The organism is Streptomyces ochraceiscleroticus, from assembly GCF_000720485.1.
Classification (GTDB): Bacteria; Actinomycetota; Actinomycetes; order Streptomycetales; family Streptomycetaceae; genus Streptomyces; species Streptomyces ochraceiscleroticus.
Window position 1 is genome coordinate 408,336 of the sequence record NZ_JOAX01000001.1, and the last position, 24,202, is coordinate 432,537.

Genomic DNA, 24,202 nt, shown 5'->3' on the forward strand with positions numbered 1-24,202 from the left:
AGGGGCGACTACCCTGCTCCTGTGAAGGTCCTCGTCATCGGCGGCGGCGCCCGCGAACATGCCCTGTGCCGCTCTCTGTCCCTCGATTCCGACGTCACCGCGCTGCACTGCGCTCCCGGCAACGCCGGCATCGCCGAGGTGGCCGAGCTCCACCCGGTGGACGCCCTCGACGGCGCGGCCGTGGCCGAGCTGGCCGTGAGCCTGCAGGCGGAGCTGGTCGTCGTCGGCCCGGAGGCGCCGCTCGTGGCCGGTGTCGCAGACGCCGTGCGCGCCCGCGGCATCCCGGTCTTCGGCCCCTCTGCGGAGGCCGCGCAGCTGGAAGGCTCCAAGGCGTTCGCCAAGGACGTCATGGCGGCCGCCGGCGTGCCGACGGCCCGCAGCTACGTGTGCACCACCCCCGCGGAGATCGACGAGGCCCTGGACGCGTTCGGTGCCCCGTACGTGGTCAAGGACGACGGCCTCGCGGCCGGCAAGGGCGTCGTCGTGACGGACGACGTCGAGACGGCCCGGGCGCACGCCCTGGCCTGCGACCGCGTGGTGATCGAGGAGTTCCTCGACGGCCCCGAGGTCTCGCTCTTCGCGATCACCGACGGCGAGACCGTCGTGCCGCTCCAGCCCGCCCAGGACTTCAAGCGCGCGCTCGACGGCGACGCGGGCCCGAACACCGGCGGCATGGGTGCGTACAGCCCGCTGCCGTGGGCCGACCCCAAGCTGGTCGACGAGGTCATGCAGTCCGTGCTGCAGCCGACCGTGGACGAGCTGCGGCGCCGCGGGACGCCGTTCTCCGGGCTGCTGTACGCGGGCCTGGCGATCACCTCGCGCGGCGTCCGCGTGATCGAGTTCAACGCGCGCTTCGGTGACCCGGAGACCCAGGTCGTACTCGCCCGCCTGAAGACCCCGCTCGCGGGCCTGCTCATGGCCTCGGCGACCGGCAACCTCGCCGCCCTCCCGCCGCTGCGCTGGAGCGACGGCGCGGCCGTCACGGTCGTCATCGCCTCGCACAACTATCCGGACGCGCCGCGTACGGGCGACCCGATCACCGGCCTGGACGCGGTGGCCGGGCAGGACGCCCCGGAGGCGTACGTCCTGCACGCCGGTACCCGGAACGACGCCGACGGCCGGGTTCTCAGCGCCGGTGGCCGGGTGCTGTCCGTCACCGCCACCGGCTCCGACCTGGCCATCGCCAGGGAGCGTGCGTACACCGCCGTCGGCCGGATCTCCCTGGAGGGGTCCCACCACCGGACGGACATCGCCGCCAAGGCCGCCGCGGACGCCAAGGCCGCGGAGCAGGCCGGCTGAGCGTCGCACCACCCCCGGCCCGCCTCTGTGGAGAGGCCGCCCCCGCTGTCCGAGGAACCGGCCGCTCATGTGGCCGGTTCCTTGCTTTACCCAAAGCCATTCCATCGAGTGACCAAACCGGTTAACGGCTGACGTGCGACGGTGCCCCAACTAGGGTTCCGCGCAAGCGTCCTGTGGTGCCCGTTCCGGTGGCCTTACCGGTTCCCGGGCCGGCTGCCCCGAGACGTCCGGCAAGTGGCTCACCGGCATTGCGATGTCAGTGGCCGGTGCCAGAGTGGTGGGGAGTGAGCAGCGCGCCGACGGTCGCCAGCGTCCGCGGGCACGTTGCCCGGTCTCTTCCGTCCCGTGTTCTCTCCGTCCCGTTCAAGCAGGACAGCAGGGGGTGTACAGGCTCGTGGCAGGTCCGGAAGCAGGCGAACAGGCAGCGCGCGCCCGGGCGCTCGCGGTGCTGCGGATCCGCGGCGCGGCGCTGGGCGCGGCCGTGCTGCCGGCCGCGCTGGCCGTGGTGCTCTTCGCCGGGGCAGCGACCGGTGGGCTCGGCTCCTGGGATTCCGGGGGCTGGGTCCTCGCCCGCTGGATCGTGGCGGGGTTCGCGGTGGCGGTGCTGCTGCTGGCGGCGCTGGTCGCCGCGGTGGTCGCCCGGGCCAGGCCCGCGCTCAGTCCCACCGTCCCGGTCGCCGAGGAGTCCGCGCCCGATCTGTACCGGCTGGTGCGCGATCTCGCCGACCGGCTGGAGGTCCCCGCGCCCTCCGCGATAGCGCTCACGCCGGACTGCGACAGCTGGCTGGAGGACCGTACGCACCGCGCGCAGGCGCCGCTCGGCGGCGGCCCGGAATCCGGCCGCACAGCGCCCGTGTCCCGCGACGCCGCGGCCGGGGCGGGCCGGCAGGTGCCGGCGCCCGTCCTGGTCATCGGCTCCCCGTTCCTGTGGTGGATGCGGGTCGCCGAGCTGCGCGCCCTGCTGGCTCCGGTCGTCGCCGGTACGGGGCCCTCGGCGCACCCCGACATAGCGGCAGCGCGCCGCTTCGTCCGCGGCCTGGACGCCGCCGTCGCGGTCGCCGCCCGCGCCCGGGGCACGTTGCGCGGCGTACCGCTGCGCTTCGTGGGCCGGGTGGCGCGGCTGCTGCTGCGCGGCTGCGGCGAGCACGCCGCGCAGATGGAGCGCGGCGTCGCGGCCGCGGCCTCCGAGCGCGCCCAGGGCGTGGACTACGGCCTGCGGATCGTCGCGCAGGAGCAGGTGGGCCTGGCGTACGCGGGCTGGGACCGGCTGCTCACCCGTGTCGCGCTGCCCGCGTGGCGAATGGGGCGCTGGCCCGCCCGGCTGGACGCCGGCGTGGTCTCGGCGCTCACCGAGCTCTCCCGCCGTGACCGCCTCGCCGAGGGCTTCGCCTCCCGGCTGGGCGAGCGCCCGGCCTGTGACCTGCTGGAGGAGCCCGGCGCCATCGACCGCGCCGCCTCCCTGCTGGCCGCGCGGCTCTTCCACGGCGGCCCCGCCGAGAGCGGGCCCGACTGGTCGCCGGTGGCCTGGGACCGCTATCCGGAGGAGGTCGTCGACCGCAAGTGGCGGCTGGAGGCCGCCCGCCTGCACCGCGTACTGGACGACCTCCCCGCGCTCGCGTCCCCGGACAGTACGAATGAGGACGACGGAGCGGCACAGCCGGTACGGCCGAAGGAAACGTTGGGCACAACGGATCCCGTGGACAGGCCGGACCCGACGGGCACGAGGGAGCCGGTCGGCGTGCAGGAGCCCGCGGGCACCACGGAGCCCATGGGCGCCGCGGAACCCATGGGCGAGCCCCTCGCCGGCCGGGTGCGGCTCGCCGGTGCGGTCCCCCCGAGGGACGGTGCCGAGTCCGCCGTTGCCGGGCCCACCCTGTCGCGGATCATCGAGCGGCTGGCGCGGGACTCCGGGGCGAGCGACCTGATCGCCGCGCGCCTGGTGACCGAGCTGGAGCGGGAGGAGCGGGCCACCGCCGACCGCCGGGCCGCAGCCCGCACGGCCGCCCCCGAGCCCGCCGGGACGACCGGCCCCGGTGTGCCGTGGGGCGACGGGCTGGTCGACGGCGGCGTCCCGCTGTTCCCGCTGCAGGCGCCCCGCTCGGGCCGTGAGCTGCTCGCCGACCACGTCACGGCGATGGTCTGCTGCGCCGCCGTGGACACCGCGGGCGCCGCTCCGGGGCTGGACTGGCTGGACGGACCCGCGCTGCTGGTCGGCGGGGCCCGCCGGACCGATGTCGGCCACTCGGTCCGCAGCCTGGTCGACGACGGCGACGCCGAGCCGCTCCGCGACTGGCTCGGCGAGCTGGGCGTACGCCCCGACAAGCCCGTACGCCTCGTCTGACGACGGGCCCCGCCGCCTTCGCCCACCGGGGAGGCGGCGCCGCACGTCCCTGCCCGTCCGCACACCGTCACGATGTGCGCAGCTCACGCCCTGCTCGTCTCCGCCGCATCGGACGCCCAATCCGTCCGGTGACTCCGGCTGGATGTTCTGCCCCAGTTCACCTTTCGGTCGTTTCCGCTCGTAAATTCACGACGAAGGGTGACGGTCCAAGTGCGTAATGTGATGTGCTGGGGGTACTCGCCGCTTCTCGTACGAACGAACTCGCGGACCAAAAGGACAAGAACACAACAAGTCGGCAGCACAGCAGGGGCCCGACGGTGTACCGACCGGTGGGGCGAGGGAGGGGAGTGGGAGCGTGGGCACACAGCAGATCCGGCGCTGGGAGTCCGGGGCGCTCGCGCATGCCGTGACGGACCCGTTCGGCCAGGGTCCGCTTCCTTGGCTGCGCGGCAGCGAGAACTACTTCGACTCCGGCAGGGTCGTCCCCTGGTACGTCGATCCGGTCCTCGCCCAAGGTGAGGCGACCGTCCCGCTGCCCCGCTCCTGCACGGGCCCCCGCACCGCCGATGACGTGCACCGCCAGATCAAGGGCTTCGCCGCGACCGGCGCGGTGGCCCCCGGCGAGGCCATCGACTTCCGGATCACCGTCGACCCGCCGCAGCCGTTCAGCATCGACGTCTACCGCATCGGCCATTACGCGGCGGCCGGCGCATCCAAGATCACCACCAGCCCCCGGCTCTCCGGCATCGTCCAGCCGCCCCCGCTCACCGCCGACCGCACGGTCTCCTGCCACCACTGGTGGCTCTCCTGGCGGCTGCAGATCCCCGCGTACTGGAACGTCGGCGCGTACGTCGCCGTGCTGACCACCCAGGACGGCTACCGCAGCCACGTCCCCTTCACCGTCCGCGACGACCGCCCCGCCGACCTGCTCCTGCTGCTCCCGGACGTCACTTGGCAGGCGTACAACCTCTACCCCGAGGACGGCCGGACGGGCGCCAGCCTGTACCACGCGTGGGACGAGGAGGGCGCGCTGCTGGGCGAGGCGGACGCGGCCGTCACGCTCTCCTTCGACCGCCCGTTCGCGGGCGCGGGCCTGCCCCTGCACGTCGGCCACGCGTACGACTTCATCCGCTGGGCGGAACGGTACGGCTACGACCTCGCCTACGCCGACGCGCGCGACCTGCACGCGGGGCGGGTCGACCCGACGCGCTACCGCGGCCTGGTCTTCCCCGGGCACGACGAGTACTGGTCGGTCCCCATGCGCCGGGCGGCCGAGCGTGCCCGCGACACCGGCACGTCCCTGGTCTTCCTCTCCGCCAACACCATGTACTGGCAGGTCGAGCTGTCCCCGTCTCCCTCGGGGCCGGACTCCCTGCTGACCTGCCGCAAGCGCCAGGGGCCCGGACGCCCGGCGCTCTGGCGCGAGCTGGGCCACCCAGAGCAGCAGCTCATGGGCATCCAGTACGCGGGCCGGGTGCCCGAGCCCGCGCCGCTGGTCGTCCGCAACGGCGATCACTGGCTGTGGGAGGCCACCGGCGCGCACGAAGGGGACGAGCTGGCCGGGCTGGTCGCCGGGGAGGCCGACCGGTACTTCCCGCGCACGAGCCTGCCCGAGCACGTCAGCCGGGTGCTGCTGGCCCACTCCCCGTACCGCGACGGGGACGGCGTCCGGCGGCACCAGGAGACGTCCCTGTACCGGGCTCCCAGCGGCGCCCTGGTCTTCGCCTCCGGCACCTTCGCCTGGTCGCCCGCGCTGGACCGGCCGGGCCATATCGACGAGAGAATCCAGCGGGCCACCGCCAATCTTCTCGACCGCATCTGCAAACGCGACTGAGCTCCGGGGCGCGCCGCGCACCGTACGCCGCATGCCCGCGCCCGCCGCTGAGACGCCACCGCTGAGACGGGGGACGGAGGCGGCGGAGGGCGTGCGGCGCCTGCCGTGCGCCGCGTCGGCCCACCCTGAAGCGCTGCCGGGCGCCCGCATGCGCGAGAATCGGAACGACTCCTGGATCAACCTACGCGGAGGCAGCGTGTCCGGATTCGTTGAAAAGCCCGAACCCGTGGAGGTGCCGGGCCTGGTCCATCTCCACACCGGCAAGGTGCGCGACCTCTACGAGAACACCGACGGCGACCTGATCATGGTCGCCAGCGACCGCACTTCCGCGTACGACTGGGTGCTGCCCACCGAGATCCCCGACAAGGGCCGGGTCCTCACCCAGCTCTCGCTGTGGTGGTTCGACCAGCTCGCCGACCTGGCGCCCAACCACGTGCTCTCCACGGAGGTCCCGGCCGGCGCCCCCGCCGACTGGGCGGGCCGCACCCTGGTCTGCAAGTCCCTCCAGATGGTCCCGGTCGAGTGCGTGGCCCGCGGCTACCTCACCGGCTCGGGCCTGAAGGAGTACGAGGAGACCCGTACGGTCTGCGGCCTCGCGCTCCCCGAGGGCCTGGAGGACGGCTCCGAGCTGCCCGCACCGATCTTCACCCCGGCCACCAAGGCCGAGGTCGGCGAGCACGACGAGAACGTCTCGTACGAAGAGGTCGCCCGCCAGACCGGCGCGGAGACCGCGGCGCAGCTGCGCCAGGCGACCCTCGCGGTGTACAGCCGTGCCCGGGACATCGCCCGCGAGCGCGGGATCATCCTGGCGGACACCAAGTTCGAGTTCGGCTACGCGACGGACGAGGACGGCACGCGGACGCTGACCCTCGCCGACGAGGTGCTGACGCCGGACTCCTCGCGCTTCTGGCCTGCCGACCAGTGGCAGCCGGGCCGCGCCCAGCCGTCCTTCGACAAGCAGTTCGTCCGGGACTGGCTGACCTCGCCGGCCTCCGGCTGGGACCGCACGAGCGAGCAGCCGCCGCCCCCGCTGCCGGCGGAGATCGTGGAGCAGACCCGCGCGAAGTACATCGAGGCGTACGAGCGGCTCACCGGCCACAAGTGGTCCTGAGCGGTAAGCCCGCACACGAGAAAGGCCCCGGTCGTGATGACCGGGGCCTTTCTCTATGGAGCGGACGACGAGGCTCGAACTCGCGACCTCAACCTTGGCAAGGTTGCGCTCTACCAACTGAGCTACGTCCGCCTGTCCGGCGCCGAAGCGCGCGGTGCGGGAACCACTATAGCCAACCGTGAGGGGTGCTCGTGCCGTCCGGCGGACGACGGGGGCGGAATGTGGTCACGGACACAGATCAATTTCCCCGTACGTTCCCGATGCCTTCCTGGACCGGGAGCTGGGCCGGGAAGATCACACACGGAAAAAGCAGAAGGCCCCGGTCGCGATGACCGGGGCCTTCTTTCTCTGAGCGGACGACGAGGCTCGAACTCGCGACCTCAACCTTGGCAAGGTTGCGCTCTACCAACTGAGCTACGTCCGCATGCATCCGTCCGGCTTTCACCGAGCGGCGCGACAGCTACTCTACCTGATCCGGAGGACCGGTCGAGACTGTCAGAGCGGGTGACAGGGATCGCACACTGCGCCTCCCCCTTGGAAAGGGGGCGCTCTACTACTGAGCTACACCCGCGTGACTCCTCGGGGCCCGGCCTCTCGGCCTCGCCCCTCGGCGTGCTCCAGACTTTAGCTGATCAAGGGGGGTACAGCGCAAGTCCGCTGCCGGCAGGGGCTGCCGGCCGGCAGCGGGCTCAGCTGTTGGCGGCCTCGAACGCCTCGTAGACCTTCTTCGGGATGCGGCCCCGCGGGGGCACGTCCATGTGGTGCGAGCGGGCCCAGGCCCGTACGGCGGCGGGGTCTGCCGCGACCGGGGTGTGCCGGTATGCCTTGCCCGACCTCGCGCGCTTGCGGCCGGCCTCGACGTACGGAGCGAGCACCTCGCGCAGTTTCTTCGCATTGGCGGGATTGACGTCGATCTCGTACGTCTTCCCGTCCAATCCGAAGGCGACCGTCTCTGCGGCTTCTCCGCCGTCGATGTCATCGGAGAGCGTGACTACTACGCGCTGCGCCACGGATATCGGTCCTTTCGCGCGGCATCTCCGTGCTGACATGGGGAGATGCCACAGATCCGGATGTCTGGGATCAATGCTTTTTCATTTGTACAGCGATGAGCAATGCATTGTGAAGCCCAGTTAATTTCCTCAGCGTGTCATCGCGCAATCAGGACTGCCGATCTTTTCGAGGATTTTTCCCGGGTGTTCACAACCGCCGATACCTGAACGTGATCGGCCGAGTACAGATCTATGCGCGTAGATTTTTGAGCAAGGTACTGTGAAGGAACCGAGTCGGGGTCCGGGGTGTCCCCGGATAAACCCAGCCGCACCACACAAACCGGGAGTGCCAGTGGCACGCGTCGTAGTCGACGTCATGCTCAAGCCCGAGATCCTCGACCCGCAGGGACAGGCGGTGCAGCGTGCACTGCCGCGTCTGGGCTTCGAGGGCATCTCCGACGTACGTCAGGGCAAGCGTTTCGAACTTGAGGTGGAGGGCCCGGTCGACGAGCCCGCCCTCGCCCGCATCCGTGAGATGGCCGAGACCTTCCTCGCCAACACCGTCATCGAAGACTTCGTCGTGCGGGTCGACTCATGACCGCTCGCATCGGAGTCATCACCTTCCCCGGCACGCTGGACGACCGCGACACCCAGCGCGCCGTCCGGCTCGCCGGGGCCGAGGCCGTGCCGCTGTGGCACAAGGACAAGGACCTCAAGCAGGTCGACGCCGTGGTGCTGCCCGGCGGCTTCTCCTACGGCGACTACCTGCGCGCCGGTGCCATCTCCCGCTTCTCGCCGGTCATGGACACCGTGATCGAGCAGGCCAAGGCGGGCATGCCGGTCCTCGGTATCTGCAACGGTTTCCAGGTCCTCACGGAGACGCACCTCCTGCCCGGTGCGATGCTGCGGAACAACCATCTCCACTTCATCTGCCGCGATCAGAAGCTGCGGGTGGAGAACGCCGGCACGGCGTGGACGGCGGACTACACCGCCGGCCAGGAGATCAACGTGCCGCTGAAGAACATCGACGGCCGTTACGTCGCCGATGAGCGCACCCTCGACGAGCTGGAGGCCGAGGGTCGCGTCGCCTTCCGGTACCTGGACGTCAACCCCAATGGCTCGCTGCGGGACATCGCCGGCATCACCAATGCGGCCGGCAATGTCGTCGGCCTCATGCCGCACCCCGAGCACGCCGTCGAGCCGCTGATCGGTACGGGCCGTACCGACGGCCTCGGATTCTTCACCTCGATCCTGAAGAAGTTGGTCAACGCATGACGCTGGACACGGTCAAGCACGCCGCCGGGACGCCCGACGTCGACCAGCCCTGGGCCGAACTGGGCCTGAAGAAGGAGGAGTACGAGCGGGTCCGCGAGATCCTCGGCCGCCGTCCCACCGGCGCCGAGCTCGCGATGTACTCCGTCATGTGGTCCGAGCACTGCTCCTACAAGAGCAGCAAGGTCCACCTCCGCCAGTTCGGCGAGAAGGCCCCGGAGACCGACGCGCTGCTCGTCGGCATCGGCGAGAACGCCGGCGTCGTCGACGTGGGCAACGGTTACGCGGTCACCTTCAAGGTCGAGTCGCACAACCACCCCTCGTACGTCGAGCCGTACCAGGGCGCCGCGACCGGTGTCGGCGGCATCGTCCGCGACATCATCGCGATGGGCGCCCGCCCGGTCGCCGTGGTCGACCCGCTGCGCATGGGCGCGGCCGACCACCCCGACACCAAGCGCGTCCTCCCGGGCGTCGTCGCAGGCATCGGCGGCTACGGCAACTGCCTGGGCCTGCCCAACATCGGCGGCGAGGTCGTCTTCGACGCCTGTTACCAGGGCAACCCGCTGGTCAACGCCGGCGCCATCGGCGTCATGCGGCACGAGGACATCCACCTCGCCAAGGCGTCGGGCGCCGGCAACAAGGTCATCATGTACGGGGCCCGGACGGGCGGCGACGGCATCGGCGGCGCGTCGATCCTGGCCTCGGAGACCTTCGACGACAGCAAGCCGTCGAAGCGCCCCGCCGTCCAGGTCGGCGACCCCTTCCAGGAGAAGCTGCTCATCGAGTGCACCCTGGAGGCGTTCGCCGAGAAGCTGGTCGTCGGCATCCAGGACCTGGGTGCCGCCGGCATCTCCTGCGCCACCAGCGAGCTGGCCTCGAACGGCTCCGGCGGTATGCGCGTCGAGCTCGACGACGTACCGCTGCGCGACTCCACGCTCTCGCCCGAGGAAATCCTCATGAGCGAGTCGCAGGAGCGCATGTGCGCGGTCGTCGAGCCGGAGAAGGTCGACCGCTTCCTGGAGATCTGCGAGAAGTGGGACGTCACGGCCACCGTCATCGGTGAGGTCACCGACGGCGACCGGCTGGAGATCTTCTGGCACGGCGAGAAGATCGTCGACGTCGACCCGCGCACGGTGGCCCACGAGGGCCCGGTGTACGAGCGTCCGTACGCCCGTCCCGAGTGGCAGGACACCCTGCAGGCCGACGACGCCGCCAAGCTGGCCCGTCCGGCCAACGGCGACGAGCTGCGCGAGCAGGTCCTCAAGCTGGTCTCCTCGCCGAACCAGGCGTCCAAGTCCTGGATCACCTCCCAGTACGACCACTTCGTGCAGGGCAACACGGTGCTGGCGAGCCCGGAGGACTCCGGGATGATCCGCATCGACCCCGAGACCGGGCTGGGCGTGGCGCTCGCCACTGACGGCAACGGCCGCTTCGCGAAGCTGGACCCGTACCACGGTGCGCAGCTCGCACTCGCCGAGTCGTACCGGAACGTGGCGGCCACCGGCGCCAAGCCGCTCGCCGTCTCGGACTGCCTGAACTTCGGTTCGCCCGAGGACCCGGCCGTCATGTGGCAGTTCGCCGAGGCCATCCGCGGTCTCGCGGACGGCTGCCAGCAGCTCGGTACGCCGGTCACCGGCGGCAACGTCTCGCTGTACAACCAGACGGGCGAGGCCGCCATCCACCCGACGCCGGTCGTCGCCGTCCTCGGCGTGATCGACGACGTGGCCCGCCGCACGCCGATCGCCTTCGCGGAAGAGGGCCAGCTCCTCTACCTGCTCGGCGACACCCGCGAGGAGCTCAGCGGCTCGGCCTGGGCGCAGGTCGTCCACGACCACCTGGGCGGCCTGCCGCCGCAGGTGGACCTGGAGCGCGAGCGGCTGCTCGCCGAGATCCTGATCTCCGCCTCCCGCGACGGCATGATCGACGCGGCGCACGACCTGTCCGACGGCGGACTGGTCCAGGCGCTGGTGGAGTCCTGCCTCAAGGGCGGCAAGGGCGCCCGGGTCGTCATCCCCGACGGCCAGGACCCCTTCGTCACGCTGTTCTCCGAGTCCGCGGGCCGCGCGGTCGTCTCGGTGCCGCGCAGCGAGGAGCTCCGCTTCACCGACATGTGCGGTGCGCGTGGCCTCCCGGTGACCCGCATCGGCGTCGTCGACGGTGATGTCCTGGACGTCCAGGGGCAGTTCAGCATCCCGCTGAGCGAGCTGCGCACGGCGCACGAGGAGACGATCCCGGGCATCTTCGGCTGATCGTTTCCCGCGTCACGGGCGGTGTCCCCGCCGGAGAAATCCGGTGGGGGACACCGCCCGTTGCCATTAGGCTCGCGCTCATGCCACCGGCCAAGAAGCGTCCCCGTAAGTACGACCCCGCCAGGACCCGGGCCGCGGTGACCGCCCAGTTCGCCCACGTACGTGAGGCCGTAGGGGCCTTTGGCCCCGAGGAGTTCGCGCGGCCGACGCGGCTGGGGGAGTGGACCGTACGGGAACTCGTCGTGCACCTCTCCATGGCGCTGGAGCACGTCGCGGACAACCTGGAGCGGCCCGCGCCGGCGCGGCAGGAGAGGACGCTCGCCGAGTGGGCGTTCACCACGGCGCCGCACGCCGACAAGATCGACGAGTATGTGCGGGAGACGGCGGCCGCGCAGGACCCGGTCGCGCTGCTGGACCGGGCCCACGAGCGGTACACCACCCTGGTGTCCGGCGCCGCCGACGACCGGCTGCTGCCGCTCAGGACCGGCGCGATGCGGCTGGACGAGGTCCTGGTGACCCGCTGCGTCGAGCTGGTCGTGCACACCGACGACCTGGCCGCGGCGACCGGTACGGAGATCCCGTTCGACCGGCAGGCGCTGGCCGCCGCGACCCGGCTGCTCGCCGACGCGCTGGCGGAGAAGGCACCGGGCGGCTCCGTGGAGGTACGCGTGCCGCCCTTCGCCGTCGTGCAGTGCGTGGCGGGGCCGCGGCACACCCGCGGCACCCCGCCGAATGTCGTGGAGACCGACCCGCTGACCTGGCTGCGGCTGGCCACCGGCCGTACGCGGTGGGCGGCGGCGCTGGAGGACGCGGGGGTCATGGCAAGTGGCGAACGGGCCGATCTCGGGGAGTACCTGCCGGTACTCTCCTGAGAGTCCGACGTTTGCCGGCGGTCCGCATTTGCTGAAGGGAAACGCGTGGCGTACGAGCCACGGATTCGACGCCCAAAGCCCCCCCAAAGGGGGACCGGTCGCGCGCCCGGTCCGCCAATGGCGCAGAAGTGACGCTTCTCACCCGATGTGAGCTGCGGATAAGCAGGCGGTGATCGTCCCGGCCGCCGCGGCGTGCGCCGCCGAGCCCGACATGACCGCGCCGCACCAGGAGCTATGGGGTCTGCGCGGTCTCGAATTCGAGCGCTGGCCGTGTGTTCACGTCAAGCACATCGGCCAGGTTCCCGGCCATCCCCGGTTCGGATGAATCCCGTACCTGCCCTAGACTCATTGATGTGCGTGGTGACGGACGACTCAACCACGACCTGCTCCCTGGTGAGAAGGGTCCCCAGGACGCCTGCGGCGTCTTTGGTGTCTGGGCCCCGGGAGAAGAGGTCGCCAAACTCACTTATTTCGGGCTGTACGCGCTGCAGCACCGCGGGCAGGAGTCTGCGGGCATCGCAGTGAGCAACGGCTCACAGATCCTGGTCTTCAAGGACATGGGGCTCGTTTCCCAGGTCTTCGACGAGACCTCCCTGGGCTCTCTCCAGGGCCACATCGCCGTGGGCCATGCCCGCTACTCCACCACCGGTGCGTCCGTGTGGGAGAACGCCCAGCCGACCTTCCGTGCCACCGCGCACGGCTCGATCGCGCTGGGTCACAACGGCAATCTGGTGAACACCGCCGAGCTGGCCGAGCTGGTCGCCGAGCTGCCCCGTGAGGGCGGCCGGGCGACGCAGGTCGCGGCCACCAACGACACCGACCTGGTGACGGCGCTGCTGGCCGGCCAGGTCGACGAGGACGGCAAGCCGCTGACCGTCGAGGAGGCCGCGCCGCGCGTCCTCCCGAAGGTCAAGGGCGCCTTCTCGCTGTGCTTCATGGACGAGCACACCCTGTACGCCGCCCGTGACCCGCAGGGCATCCGCCCGCTGGTCCTCGGCCGCCTGGAGCGCGGCTGGGTGGTCGCCTCCGAGACCGCGGCGCTGGACATCTGCGGCGCCAGCTTCATCCGGGAGATCGAGCCCGGTGAGATGGTCGCCATCGACGAGGACGGCCTGCGCGCGACCCGCTTCGCCGAGGCCCGCCCCAAGGGCTGCGTCTTCGAGTACGTCTACCTCGCCCGTCCCGACACGGACATCGCGGGCCGGAACGTGTACCTCTCCCGTGTGGAGATGGGCCGCAAGCTGGCCGCCGAGGCGCCCGCCGACGCCGATCTGGTCATAGCGACGCCGGAGTCCGGCACGCCGGCAGCGGTGGGCTACGCCGAGGCCAGCGGTATCCCGTTCGGCACCGGCCTGGTCAAGAACTCCTACGTCGGCCGGACCTTCATCCAGCCCTCGCAGACGATCCGCCAGCTCGGTATCCGCCTGAAGCTCAATCCGCTCAAGGAAGTCATCCGCGGCAAGCGCCTGGTGGTCGTCGACGACTCGATCGTCCGCGGCAACACCCAGCGCGCGCTGGTACGGATGCTCCGCGAGGCCGGCGCCGCCGAGGTCCACGTCCGGATCTCCTCCCCGCCGATCAAGTGGCCGTGCTTCTTCGGCATCGACTTCGCCACCCGCGCCGAGCTGATCGCCAACGGTCTCTCGGTCGAGGAGATCGGCAAGTCCCTGGGTGCCGATTCGCTCTCGTACATCTCCATCGACGCCATGGTCGAGGCGACCACGATCGCCAAGCCGAACCTGTGCCGCGCCTGCTTCGACGGCGAGTACCCGATGGATCTGCCCGACCCGGAGCTGCTCGGCAAGCACCTGCTGGAGTCGGAGACCGAGGGCCGGACGTCGTCCGACGTGGACGGTGTGCAGACGCTCACCGCCGGGGTCGGCGGCGCCGACGCGCTGCGTCGCCCGTAGAACCCCTGCAAGACGACACGAAAGCTCTCAGCCATGTCTGCTGAATCTCCTCAGCGTGCGCCGCACGCGGGCACCGGTGCCAGCTACGCGAGCGCGGGCGTCGACATCGAAGCGGGCGACCGCGCCGTCGACCTCATGAAGAAGTGGGTCAAGAAGGCCACCCGCCCCGAGGTCGTCGGCGGCCTCGGCGGCTTCGCCGGCCTCTTCGACGCCTCCGCGCTCAAGCGGTACGAGCGCCCGCTGCTCGCCTCCGCGACCGACGGCGTGGGCACCAAGGTCGACATCGCCCGCAAGATGGGCGTGTACGACACGATCGGCCACGACCTGGTCGGCATGGTCGTCGACGACCTGGTCGTCTGCGGCGCCGAGCCGCTCTTCATGACCGACTACATCTGCGTCGGCAAGGTCTACCCCGAGCGGGTGGCGTCGATCGTGAAGGGCATCGCCGAGGGCTGTGTGCTGGCCGGCTGCGCGCTGGTCGGCGGCGAGACCGCCGAGCACCCGGGCCTGCTGGGCGAGGACGACTTCGACGTCGCCGGGGCCGGTACGGGCGTGGTCGAGGCCGACCGCGTGCTGGGCGCGGATCGTATCCGTAAGGGTGACGTGGTGATCGCCATGGAGTCCTCCGGTCTTCACTCGAACGGGTACTCGCTCGTTCGCCACGTGCTCTTCGACCGCGCCGGCATGGCCCTGGACCAGGAGGTCGCCGAGTTCGGCCGCACCCTGGGCGAGGAGCTGCTGGAGCCCACCAAGATCTACTCGCTGGACTGTCTGGCGCTCACCCGCACCACCGACGTGCACGCCTTCTCGCACATCACCGGCGGCGGCCTCGCGGCCAACCTCGCGCGCGTGATCCCGGACGGGCTGCACGCCACCATCGACCGCTCCACCTGGACCCCCGGCGCGGTCTTCGACCTGGTCGGCACGGCCGGCTCGGTCGAGCGTCTGGAGCTGGAGAAGACCCTGAACATGGGCGTCGGCATGATGGCCGTCGTGCCCCAGGATTCGGTGGACGCGGCGCTGGCCACTCTCGCGGACCGCGGCATGGACGCCTGGGTCAGCGGCGAGATCGTCGAGCGCGGCGACCAGGCCGAGGCCGTGGCCCTGACCGGTGACTACGCCGGCTGACGCAGGCCCCGCACGGCAGCAGGGCAGCACAGAACCCGGTCCGGGCGATGCCCCGGACCGGGTCCGTGATGCTGCTGTTGCCTTGAGCGCGCGGCGGCGTCAGGCGCGACGACGCTGGTCGGACGAGTCGCCCTCGTCCTCCTCATCGTCATCGTTGTTGTACAGGTCGGCGTACCGTGCGTACGGGTCGTCGTCCTCGTCATCCTCGAACGGCTCACCGTTCGGCGGCTGCTGTGCCGGCTGTTGCGGCGATGCACCCAGCTCTTCGGCCAGGCGTGAGAGATCAGTCCCACCGCTGTTGTACTTCAGCTGGCGGGCGACCTTCGTCTGCTTGGCCTTGGCCCGGCCGCGCCCCATGGCTCGACCCCCTCAACGACGGGGCTCGACGGCCCCAGAGTCTTGACACGCGTTCATGATTCAGAGCGGACTCTCGACGGAGAGTCCGGCCCGTAGGGCTTTAACGGTACCTGCTTCCGCGGCCATACGGTACGTCGCCCGCACCACCGGCCGCCCGGCATGACTCGCGGGACGCCCCGTACCCGCTGGTCAACTGCGATTTTAACGTGTCACGTCCGGCGACCCGCCGGTGGGTGGTGAGGGAAGTCTCCTTCACTGCCCACCGAGCGTGTCACTGTAGGAACCCCACGGTCACCGTCGGCGGCCGGGGAGCGTGGCGGCGGTCACGCGGAGCGTGCCTCCGCCATCCGCAGTTCGGCGAGCCGGTCCGCCGCCGCGGCCGGCGGAATGCCATCCGCCTTCGCATTCGCGAATATTGAAAGCGTCGTGTCGAAGATCTTTCCGGCCTTGGCCTTGCACCGGTCGAAATCAAATCCGTGCAGCTCGTCCGCCACCTGGATGACACCACCCGCATTGACCACGTAGTCGGGCGCGTAAAGGATTCCGCGGTCGGCGAGATCCTTCTCCACGCCCGGGTGGGCGAGCTGGTTGTTGGCCGCGCCGCACACCACCTTCGCGGTCAGGACCGGTACGGAGTCATCGTTGAGCGCGCCGCCCAGCGCGCACGGCGCGTACACGTCCAGGCCCTCGGTGCGGATGAGCGCCTCGGTGTCGACGGCCGCGCGGACCTGTGGGTGGGTGGCCAGAATTCGCTCCACCGATTCGGCCCGTACGTCCGTGATGACCACCTCTGCCCCGTCTTCGAGCAGGTGCTCGACGAGGTGGCGGCCGACCTTGCCGACGCCCGCGATGCCCACCTTCCTGCCGCGCAGGCTGGGGTCGCCCCACTGGTGCTGCGCGGCCGCACGCATGCCCTGGAAGACGCCGTACGCGGTGAGGACGGAGGAGTCGCCGGCGCCGCCGTTCTCGGGCGATCGGCCGGTGGTCCAGCGGTTCGTCCGGGCGACGACGTCCATGTCCGCGACGTACGTGCCGACGTCACAGGCCGTGACGTAACGGCCACCGAGAGAGGCCACGCAGCGTCCGTAGGCGAGCAGCAGCTCTTCGGTCTTGATCACATCGGGATCGCCGATGATCACGGCCTTGCCGCCGCCGTGGTCCAGGCCCGCGAGCGCGTTCTTGTACGACATGCCGCGGGAGAGGTTCAGCGCGTCCAGCACGGCCGCCTCCTCGGAGGCGTACGCGTGGAAGCGGGTACCGCCCAGGGCCGGGCCGAGCGCGGTGCTGTGGATCGCGATCACGGCCTTGAGACCGCTGGCGCGGTCCTGGCAGAGCACGACCTGCTCATGGCCGCCCTGATCGGACCGGAAAAGGGTGTGCAGGACACCGCCGTCGGCCGGGGGTGCCCCCTGCACGAAGTGCTGGGCGGACTGCGGAATCCCCGGCACGGAGTGCTCGGAGGAAGGACGTACGTCGGTCACTGTGGTGACTCCCATAGTCGCGGTGGACGCCCTCGGGTCGTTCCCCCCGCTTGTGGCAGGGGAAGCGGGGGGAGGGCCGGTCGGGGGAAGCGTATGACCTTCGACGCCCGTTGATCGGCACAGTGCGGAGGATCACCCCCTAGTGGGGGACGGGCATGGGACGATTTGCGCATGCCGGGCCGCTCGTCGAGGGCAACTCCCGGCAATGTGCTCCCCCTTGGCAGACTCCTCTGCGGCGGACTTCCCTTGCGGCCCTCCGGAGAGGGACCGACAGAAGAATGGAGCGGGCGTGGCCTTGGCGTCGTCGGTGATGGTCCCGTATGCGGCGTATCTACGGGTCTACGAACCGCTGGCAGCGTTCCCCGAGCCGGAGCGCTCCCACTGGGCGCGGTACGCCAAGCGGGACGCCACGCCCACCGCCCAGGACGAGCTGCGGCGCTCGCTGGCCGATCTGCTGGCGATCCCGCCCGTCGCGGTCCCCGTGCACGAGAGCGCCGACGCGTTCATCGCCGTCGTGGACGGCGTGACGTGCGTGTGCCCCTGGCGGACGCGGCTGCGGGGCTGGCAGGCGCTGGAGGAGCTGCCCGAGCGGCTCCCGGCGCCGGTACTGGATGCCGCCCTGCCCCCGGTCGTGCGCCGGCAGGCCGCCGCCGACTACGAGCGGTGGCTGGATCTGAACCCTGACGCGCGCCCTTGGATCCGGACGGCGACGTGGCACGTACCGGTGCGCTGGTTCGTGCTCTTCGACGACGCGGAGCGTGAGTACACGAAGAGTGACCAAGGGCTCGTGCTGCGTTACCGCACGCCGATGGTGGAGGCCAGACGCCGGGTCGCGCGCGGCCTGCGCACCCTCAAGGACGCGCTCGAAGAGGGGCCCCTGATCGACGGCCTGGTAGATGTGGGGCGCTGGCTGGAGGAATTCCACCCGCGCGCCCTCGTCGAGCTGGACTACGGGGGGCTGGTGCACGCCGTCCCCGAGGGGCAGCTCGCCGAGGACCGTTCCGCCGCGGAAGTGGCGGAGGGGCTCGCGGCGCTGCGCGAGGGGGACGGGGAGCGCGCCGGCGCGGCGTACGAGAAGCTGTCGGACCGCTGGCGTGCGGTCCGGGAGCGGCAGTACGCGAGCTGACCGCGGGCTTGGGTGATCATTTTCGGAGGCACGTGTCGTGATGACGCGCGCCTCCGTTGTGCGCCCCCGGCGGGCGTACCGGCGCGTGCCTACGGGTGGTGGGCTGCAGGTGATCCCTGTGCGGTGGTTGAGGGTTTTCTGTGCGGTGCTGTGTGATCGCGGTGCGGTGGTTCGGAGGTAGGGGACGTAGGTCCCGATCCGGTCTTTTCGCACAACAGTGACCTAAAGCACTGACTTCGGGCCTTGCCACCAACTACCACCCTCGTGCCAAAATAGGACAAGGAGCCTGACTGGGGCTCCTTCCGTCCAACTAAGGGCGGATAGATCGGTATTGCACTCCTTGGTGGGACTGGTGACGGCTGGTCACGTTGTGACTGATCGTCACAGTGGCGTGACTGTCCGCTATGGCACGGTCCATCGGCTTCCGCCGAGGTTGAACACCTGAGAGGGCAATTCCATCGGTTTGGCCGACGCGGCTGGACAGATGGTGTAGTTGTAGTGCCGAGGACAAGCCGTTCGTCCTATAACCGACTCGGCCCGCGTCCGCCATTTCGGGCAACGCGGGTCAAGGTGCAGAATTTAGAGGAAAGAACCGTGATGGTTCGGTTCTCCCGAGGAGGCCGCTCATGACCGCTCGCACCCCTGACGCCGAGCCGCTGCTGACCCCTGCCGAGGTTGCCACGATGTTCCGTGTCGACCCCAAGACGGTGACCCGTTGGGCCAAGGCAGGCAAGCTCACGTCCATCCGGACTCTCGGTGGACATCGGCGCTACCGCGAGGCTGAGGTCCGCGCACTGCTGGCGGGCATCCCGCAGCAGCGCAGCGAGGCCTGAAAACACGCATGACCGGGCATTTTCGGGTCCCCCAACCCGTGACATGCCCATAGAGCACCACAAAGCTCCATATGACGAGGCGCCTGCCCCAACAGGTGCCGCACCCGCGCCACATGGGTACGTCATCGATCGCGCTGGACTCCGCCGGGTCCAGCGCGATCTTTTTTGTGCGCTGATGTGCCCTTGGGCCGCTCGCCCGCCCCCGCCGGCCGGGCGTGTCGCTGACGCTCCGTATGCAGGCCGGAGTGTCGCTCATGGTCACCGCCCGCGGGGGTCCCGGAGCTGCGGCCCCGCACGCAGCGGTACGGCCGTGGTGTCTCCGGATGAGCGGTGCAATTGCACATATTAAATTGACTGCCTGTAGGCAGGGCGTAAGTTCCCCTGATCCCAAAACTCGTGCGGTGACACCCGTCACAGTGGTCAGCGGTTGTCCCCTCGCCGCCCGCTGCGGTAGTGCACAGCGGTCATCCCGCTCCTCAACAGCCTCTCACCGCACGGGCGATGAGGGGGGCGTCATTGGTCACCTCGGGAGCGGACTTTCGTCCTCGCTGAAGATCGAGGGGGCGGAAATGACGACGCGGGGGGCCGGCCGCGCCGCCGGGGGACATGAGGAGGCCGTCACGCGCCGTGTGCGGGCCGCGGAGGCGGCCCCGGGCGCCGAAGAGCGGCCGGCGCGTGCAGCGGCCGCTGGCGCCCCCGCAGAGACGATCTTGGTCGCCGGGCCGTCCGGAGTGTGCTCGAGCGCCAGCCGCAGGAGCCGCCGGCACACCGGGCAGAGCCCGGTCGCGTGCCGGAAGCCCGCGGCGGCGGACAGATGCGCACGGAGCAGTGCGCCGGTCTCGTGTCTCCCCGTTGCCGCCATCGCCCGCACCTCCGAACCCGTCGGTGCTTTGTGAGTACCGGCGGCGGGGGGCGCAGTCAAGGAGTCGGGACGGGCGTCCGCGGCGGGGTGGGGCCGGAACCGGCGGCCGGGGTGGGGGCCGGAAACCGGCCACCGGGTACGAGCGCCGGGTGCGAGCCGAGTACATGTCGGGCATGAGCCGAGTACGACGAAAGGGCCCGCATCCTGATCGGATGCGGGCCTTTCCTGCTGCGGTCCTGACGGGATTTGAACCCGCGGCCTCCACCTTGACAGGGTGGCGAGCACTCCAAACTGCTCCACAGGACCTTGCTGCTTCCTCCGCTTGCGCGGTGGCTGCGAAGCAAGACTCTACAGCAGGTCAGGGGGTGCGGTCGAACTCGCTGCCGGGGAAGGCCCTGGTGGGCGCCCGGCGGTGACCCAGCGCACACCGGAACGGCCCCGCGCCGCCTATGGAGCGGCCGCGTCCACGGCCTTCACGATCCGCTTGTCGGAGATCGGATACGCGGTGCCCAGCGCGTGCGCGAAGTAGCTCACCCGCAGCTCCTCGATCATCCAGCGGATCTCCCGCGCCTGCTGCGGCACCGGCCGCCCCGCCGGGAACTGCTCCAGCAGCCAGGCGAATTCGTCCTGCATCTCCTTCACCTTCGCCATCCGGGAGCGGTCCCGCTCGGCGTTGGTGGGCATCTGCTGCAGCCGGCGGTCGGCGGCGACCAGGTACCGCATCAGGTCCGGCAGCCGCTTGGCGCCGTGCTCGGTGACGAAGCCCGGCTTGATGAGCCGTGCGAGCTGCTCCCTGACGTCCGCGACCGAGGCCAGCAGCACCGGCGAGGTGGTGTCCTTCAGCCGCCGCTCGCACGCCTGCCAGGCCGCCAGTACCTCGCGGACCTGCTGCACGGTCTTCATCGTGGCGTCGACCAGATCGGCCCGCACCGCGTCGAAGAGCTTCTTGAAGCCCTCCTCGTCCCAGGCCGGGCCGCCGTGCGCGGCGATCAGCCGGTCCGCCGCTGCGGTCACGCAGTCGTCGAAGAGCGACTGAATCGAGCCATGCGGATTACTGGAGAGCGCGAGCTTCTGCTGGTTGGTGAGCTTGCTCTGCGCGAACTTGGCCGGATTGGAGGTGATGTTGAGCAGGATGAGGCGGCGGGTGCCGGCCCACATCGCACTCCGCTGCTCCGCCTCGGTGTCGAAGAGCCGTACGGCCACCGAGGTGCCCTCGTCCACGAGCGCCGGGTACGCCTTCAGGGGCTGGCCCGCGCGCCGCGTCTCGAAGGTGTGCGGCAGCGTGCCGATCGTCCAGGAGGTCAGGCCCGTGCGCTGCTCCGGACCCGCCGGGCCCGCGTCCGCGCCGCCCTTGCCGGGCTGCCCGCCCTGCTTCTGGGCTGCCTGCTCGAATGCCTTGGAGATCGCGGCCCGGGTCTTGGGCTTGAGCTTCAGCCGCAGCGCCTCGAGGTCCTTGGCCTCGGCGAGCTTGCGCCGCCGCTCGTCGACCACCCGGAACGTGATCTTCAGATGGTCCGGCACCTTGGACCAGTCAAAATCGGCCGCCTGGACGGGCACGCCCACCATCCGCTGCAGCCCGGCCGCCAGCGAGGCGGTCAGCGGGCCCTGCAGCGGCACGGTCGTGTCCAGGAAGCGGGCCGCGAAGTTCGGCGCCGGCACGTAGTTCCGCCGGATCGGCTTGGGCAGGGACCGGATCAGCTCGGTGACCACCTGCTCGCGCAGCCCCGGGATCTGCCAGTCGAAGCCCTCGGCCGAGACCTGGTTGAGCACCTGGAGCGGGATGTGGACGGTCACGCCGTCCGCGTCGGCGCCGGGCTCGAACTGGTACGTGACCCGGAACTTCAGCTTTCCCTGTCGCCAGGAGTCCGGGTAGTCGTCCTTGGTGACGGCCTCGGCGGTTTCGTTGATGAGCATCGACTGCTCGAAGTTGAGCAGTTCCGGCTCGTCCTGGCGCTTCTTCTTCCACCAGGAGTCGAAGTGCGCCCCGGATACGACGTGTTCGGGAATCCGCTGATCGTAGAAATCAAACAGCGTCTCGTCGTCCACGAGGATGTCGCGGCGCCGGGCCCGGTGCTCCAGCTCCTCGACCTCGCCCAGCAGCTTGCGGTTGTCGTGGAAGAACTGGTGGTGGGTCCGCCAGTCGCCCTCGACCAGGGCGTTCCGGATGAACAGGTCGCGGGAGGTCTCCGGATCGATCCGGCCGTAGTTGACCTTGCGCTGGGCCACGATCGGAACGCCGTAGAGCGTGACCCGCTCGTACGCCATCACCGCGGCCATCTTCTGTTCCCAGTGCGGCTCGCTGTACGTCCGCTTCACCAGGTGCTGGGCGAGCGGCTCGACCCATTCGGGCTCGATCTTCGCGTTCACCCGCGCCCACAGGCGGGACGTTTCGACCAGCTCGGCCGACATGATCCAGCGCGGTGGCTTCTTGAAGAGCGCCGAGCCGGGGAAGACCGCGAACTTGGCGCTGCGGGCGCCCAGATACTCGTTCTTGGCGTCCGTGTCCTTCAGCCCGATATGCGAGAGCAAACCGGCGAGCAAGGACGTGTGGATGTGATCCGGGGCCGCGTCCTGCTCGCTGAGATGGATGCCCATCGTCTTGGCGACCGTACGCAACTGCGTATAGATGTCCTGCCACTCACGTATCCGCAGATAGTTCAGGAACTCATTGCGGCACATCCGGCGGAAGGCCGACGAAGAGAGCACCTTCTGCTGCTCCCTGACATACCGCCAGAGATTCAGGTACGCCAGGAAGTCGCTGGTCTCGTCCTTGAAGCGGGCGTGCTGCTGGTCGGCCTGCTGCTGCTTGTCGGCGGGCCGCTCGCGCGGGTCCTGGATGGACAGCCCCGCGGCGATGACCATGACTTCGCGTACGCAGCCGTTGCGGTCGGCCTCCAGGACCATCCGCGCGAGCCGCGGGTCCACCGGCAGCTGGGAGAGCTTCCGGCCCATCTGGGTGAGCCGCTGCCCCTGCCTTCCCGACTGGGAGGACTTCTGCTTCGGGTCGATCGCGCCGAGCTCTTCGAGGAGCTGCACGCCGTCCTTGATGTTGCGGCGGTCCGGCGGGTCGATGAAAGGAAACTTCTCGATGTCGCCGAGGCCGGCCGCGGTCATCTGCAGGATGACCGACGCCAGGTTGGTCCGCAGGATCTCCGCGTCCGTGAACTCCGGCCGGGACTCGAAGTCCTCCTCCGAGTACAGCCGGATGCAGATGCCGTCGCTGAGCCGGCCGCAGCGGCCCTTGCGCTGATTGGCGCTGGCCTGCGAGATCGGCTCGATCGGCAGCCGCTGCACCTTCGTGCGGTAGCTGTACCGCGAGATGCGCGCCATGCCGGTGTCGATGACGTACCGGATGCCGGGGACCGTCAGCGAGGTCTCGGCGACGTTGGTCGCCAGCACGATCCGCCGGCCCGAGTGGCGCTGGAAGACGCGGTGCTGCTCGGCGTGCGACAGCCGCGCGTACAGCGGCAGTACCTCGGTGTCCTGCGCGATCGCGCCGCCCCGGTTCAGCCGCTTGGTCAGCGCGTCCGCCGTGTCCCGGATCTCCCGCTCGCCGGAGAGGAAGACCAGGATGTCGCCGGGCCCCTCGGCCTGCAGCTCGTCCGCCGCCTCGCAGATCGCGGTGACCTGGTCCCGGTCGGCGTCGTCGCCGCCCTCCTCCAGCAGCGGGCGGTACCGCACCTCCACCGGATACGTACGCCCGCTGACCTCGACGATCGGCGCGTCCCCGAAGTGCCGCGAGAACCGCTCGGGATCGATCGTGGCCGAGGTGATGACGACCTTCAGATCCGGTCGCTTCGGCAGCAACTGCGCCAGGTAGCCGAGCAGGAAGTCGATGTTCAGGCTGCGCTCGTGCGCCTCGTCGATGATGATCGTGTCGTACTGGCGCAGCTCGCGGTCCGTCTGGATCTCGGCGAGCAGAATGCCGTCCGTCATCAGCTTGACGAGGGTGTCCCCGCCGACCTGATCCGTGAACCGGACCTTCCAGCCCACCGCCTCGCCCAGCGGGGTCTTCAGCTCCTCGGCGACCCGCTCCGCGACCGTACGCGCCGCGATCCGCCGCGGCTGCGTGTGCCCGATGAGCCCCTGGACGCCCCGCCCCAGCTCCAGACAGATCTTCGGGATCTGCGTCGTCTTGCCGGAGCCGGTCTCACCCGCGACGATCACGACCTGGTGGTCACGTATCGCCTCTCGGATGTCGTCCTTCTTCTGGCTGACCGGAAGCTGCTCGGGATACGTGATCTCCGGAACGGCGGCCCGGCGCTGCTCGACGCGGAGCTGTGCTTCGCCGATGCTCTCGGCGATCTCGGCCAGCACGGCGGCACGGGCCTCCGGCTTGCGGATCCGGCGCGCGCCATCGAGCCGGCGGCCGAGCCGCTGCTGGTCGCGCAGCATCAGCTCGGGGAGCTGCGCTCCCAGGGCGGACAGGGTGGGCGAAGTGCCCTCGGGCGTGGCGCCCTGGGCCGCGGCGGAGGCAGGCTGACTGGACATACGCGGTCCAGGATCTCACCTCGCCGAAACGACTGGCGAACGAATTG

General features: G+C 70.4%; 17 protein-coding genes and 4 tRNA genes. 12 read left to right on the plus strand and 9 right to left on the minus strand.

The annotated features are described in order from the left end of the window. Positions 1-21: 21 nt before the first annotated feature. The 4 genes from purD to IG84_RS0101880 all read left to right on the plus strand — a co-directional run bounded on the left by purD (position 22) and on the right by IG84_RS0101880 (position 6,585). Entirely contained in the window at positions 22-1,299 is a 1,278-nt protein-coding gene (gene purD, locus IG84_RS0101865; RefSeq protein WP_031050457.1) for a phosphoribosylamine--glycine ligase, read from the plus strand. Between the two features lie 394 nt (positions 1,300-1,693). Continuing rightward, positions 1,694-3,640, plus strand: a complete 1,947-nt coding sequence (locus IG84_RS0101870) for a hypothetical protein (protein ID WP_031050458.1) — start codon at positions 1,694-1,696, stop codon at positions 3,638-3,640. Positions 3,641-3,995: 355 nt separating this feature from the next. After that, positions 3,996-5,474 (plus strand): N,N-dimethylformamidase beta subunit family domain-containing protein, encoded by a 1,479-nt coding sequence (locus IG84_RS0101875; protein ID WP_031050460.1) that lies wholly within the window; start codon positions 3,996-3,998, stop codon positions 5,472-5,474. A 196-nt stretch (positions 5,475-5,670) separates the two neighbouring features. Then, positions 5,671-6,585 (plus strand): phosphoribosylaminoimidazolesuccinocarboxamide synthase, encoded by a 915-nt coding sequence (locus tag IG84_RS0101880; RefSeq protein ID WP_031050464.1) that lies wholly within the window; start codon positions 5,671-5,673, stop codon positions 6,583-6,585. A gap of 56 nt (positions 6,586-6,641) precedes the next feature. Here the strand turns inward: IG84_RS0101880 and IG84_RS0101885 are convergent. From IG84_RS0101885 to IG84_RS0101900, 4 genes are all read right to left on the minus strand, one after another. Then, a tRNA-Gly gene (locus IG84_RS0101885) sits at positions 6,642-6,717 on the minus strand. A gap of 219 nt (positions 6,718-6,936) precedes the next feature. After that, positions 6,937-7,009 (minus strand) — tRNA-Gly (locus IG84_RS0101890). A gap of 75 nt (positions 7,010-7,084) precedes the next feature. Next, positions 7,085-7,156, minus strand: a tRNA-Gly gene (locus IG84_RS0101895). A gap of 118 nt (positions 7,157-7,274) precedes the next feature. Further along, positions 7,275-7,595, minus strand: coding sequence for a histone-like nucleoid-structuring protein Lsr2 (locus IG84_RS0101900; RefSeq protein ID WP_030259007.1), 321 nt, complete (start codon positions 7,593-7,595; stop codon positions 7,275-7,277). A gap of 331 nt (positions 7,596-7,926) precedes the next feature. Here IG84_RS0101900 and purS point away from each other — a divergent pair, with 331 nt between their 5' ends. From purS to purM, 6 genes are all read left to right on the plus strand, one after another. Continuing rightward, positions 7,927-8,172, plus strand: a complete 246-nt coding sequence (purS, locus tag IG84_RS0101905; RefSeq protein ID WP_030259003.1) for a phosphoribosylformylglycinamidine synthase subunit PurS — start codon at positions 7,927-7,929, stop codon at positions 8,170-8,172. Next, a complete protein-coding gene (gene purQ / locus IG84_RS0101910) occupies positions 8,169-8,849 on the plus strand; it encodes a phosphoribosylformylglycinamidine synthase subunit PurQ (RefSeq protein ID WP_031050467.1) in 681 nt (226 codons plus the stop codon). Before purS ends, purQ begins: the two co-directional genes overlap by 4 nt. Further along, positions 8,846-11,095 carry a phosphoribosylformylglycinamidine synthase subunit PurL gene (gene purL / locus IG84_RS0101915; protein ID WP_031050470.1) on the plus strand — a complete coding sequence of 750 codons (2,250 nt, stop codon included), beginning with the start codon at positions 8,846-8,848 and terminating at the stop codon, positions 11,093-11,095. The genes purQ and purL overlap by 4 nt, the downstream gene beginning before the upstream one ends. Positions 11,096-11,175: 80 nt before the next feature. Then, the gene (locus IG84_RS0101920) at positions 11,176-11,967 is read left to right on the plus strand and encodes a maleylpyruvate isomerase family mycothiol-dependent enzyme (protein WP_031050473.1); all 792 of its coding nucleotides are present in this window, start codon (positions 11,176-11,178) and stop codon (positions 11,965-11,967) included. Positions 11,968-12,320: 353 nt separating this feature from the next. Beyond that, entirely contained in the window at positions 12,321-13,877 is a 1,557-nt protein-coding gene (gene purF, locus IG84_RS0101930) for an amidophosphoribosyltransferase (RefSeq protein WP_031050476.1), read from the plus strand. A 33-nt stretch (positions 13,878-13,910) separates the two neighbouring features. Continuing rightward, positions 13,911-15,005: a phosphoribosylformylglycinamidine cyclo-ligase gene (purM, locus tag IG84_RS0101935; RefSeq protein ID WP_031050479.1), complete on the plus strand. Its 1,095-nt coding sequence runs from the start codon at positions 13,911-13,913 to the stop codon at positions 15,003-15,005. A gap of 99 nt (positions 15,006-15,104) precedes the next feature. On the opposite strand, the gene IG84_RS0101940 is transcribed toward purM, so the two are convergent. Then, the gene (locus tag IG84_RS0101940) at positions 15,105-15,362 is read right to left on the minus strand and encodes a DUF3073 domain-containing protein (RefSeq protein WP_031050486.1); all 258 of its coding nucleotides are present in this window, start codon (positions 15,360-15,362) and stop codon (positions 15,105-15,107) included. 323 nt (positions 15,363-15,685) lie between these two features. Next, complete coding sequence (locus IG84_RS0101945) at positions 15,686-16,858, minus strand: Leu/Phe/Val dehydrogenase (protein ID WP_245659186.1); 1,173 nt, start codon at positions 16,856-16,858, stop codon at positions 15,686-15,688. A 274-nt stretch (positions 16,859-17,132) separates the two neighbouring features. Between IG84_RS0101945 and IG84_RS0101950 the strand changes: the two genes are divergently transcribed. Together IG84_RS0101950 and bldC are read left to right on the plus strand one after the other, a co-directional pair. Beyond that, positions 17,133-17,969 (plus strand): DUF8083 family protein, encoded by an 837-nt coding sequence (locus tag IG84_RS0101950; protein WP_031050490.1) that lies wholly within the window; start codon positions 17,133-17,135, stop codon positions 17,967-17,969. A gap of 626 nt (positions 17,970-18,595) precedes the next feature. Continuing rightward, positions 18,596-18,802 (plus strand): developmental transcriptional regulator BldC, encoded by a 207-nt coding sequence (gene bldC / locus IG84_RS0101955; protein ID WP_003949541.1) that lies wholly within the window; start codon positions 18,596-18,598, stop codon positions 18,800-18,802. A gap of 520 nt (positions 18,803-19,322) precedes the next feature. Here the strand turns inward: bldC and IG84_RS41990 are convergent. The 3 genes from IG84_RS41990 to hrpA form a co-directional block, all read right to left on the minus strand. Further along, positions 19,323-19,664 carry a DUF6274 family protein gene (locus IG84_RS41990; protein ID WP_078648543.1) on the minus strand — a complete coding sequence of 114 codons (342 nt, stop codon included), beginning with the start codon at positions 19,662-19,664 and terminating at the stop codon, positions 19,323-19,325. A 231-nt stretch (positions 19,665-19,895) separates the two neighbouring features. Then, positions 19,896-19,970: transfer RNA gene (locus IG84_RS0101960), tRNA-Asp, on the minus strand. A 141-nt stretch (positions 19,971-20,111) separates the two neighbouring features. Then, complete coding sequence (gene hrpA, locus IG84_RS0101965) at positions 20,112-24,155, minus strand: ATP-dependent RNA helicase HrpA (RefSeq protein ID WP_031050492.1); 4,044 nt, start codon at positions 24,153-24,155, stop codon at positions 20,112-20,114. Positions 24,156-24,202: the final 47 nt, after the last annotated feature.

Excerpts from the sequence above, each read along its gene's own strand:
- purQ (WP_031050467.1), top strand. The coding sequence starts at position 8,169 with ATGACCGCTCGCATCGGAGTCATCACCTTCCCCGGCACGCTGGACGAC.
- purL (WP_031050470.1), top strand. The coding sequence starts at position 8,846 with ATGACGCTGGACACGGTCAAGCACGCCGCCGGGACGCCCGACGTCGAC.
- hrpA (WP_031050492.1), bottom strand. The coding sequence starts at position 24,155 with ATGTCCAGTCAGCCTGCCTCCGCCGCGGCCCAGGGCGCCACGCCCGAG.
- IG84_RS41990 (WP_078648543.1), bottom strand. The coding sequence starts at position 19,664 with ATGGCGGCAACGGGGAGACACGAGACCGGCGCACTGCTCCGTGCGCAT.
- IG84_RS0101920 (WP_031050473.1), top strand. The coding sequence starts at position 11,176 with ATGCCACCGGCCAAGAAGCGTCCCCGTAAGTACGACCCCGCCAGGACC.
- bldC (WP_003949541.1), top strand. The coding sequence starts at position 18,596 with ATGACCGCTCGCACCCCTGACGCCGAGCCGCTGCTGACCCCTGCCGAG.
- purM (WP_031050479.1), top strand. The coding sequence starts at position 13,911 with ATGTCTGCTGAATCTCCTCAGCGTGCGCCGCACGCGGGCACCGGTGCC.
- IG84_RS0101940 (WP_031050486.1), bottom strand. The coding sequence starts at position 15,362 with ATGGGGCGCGGCCGGGCCAAGGCCAAGCAGACGAAGGTCGCCCGCCAG.
- IG84_RS0101945 (WP_245659186.1), bottom strand. The coding sequence starts at position 16,858 with ATGGGAGTCACCACAGTGACCGACGTACGTCCTTCCTCCGAGCACTCC.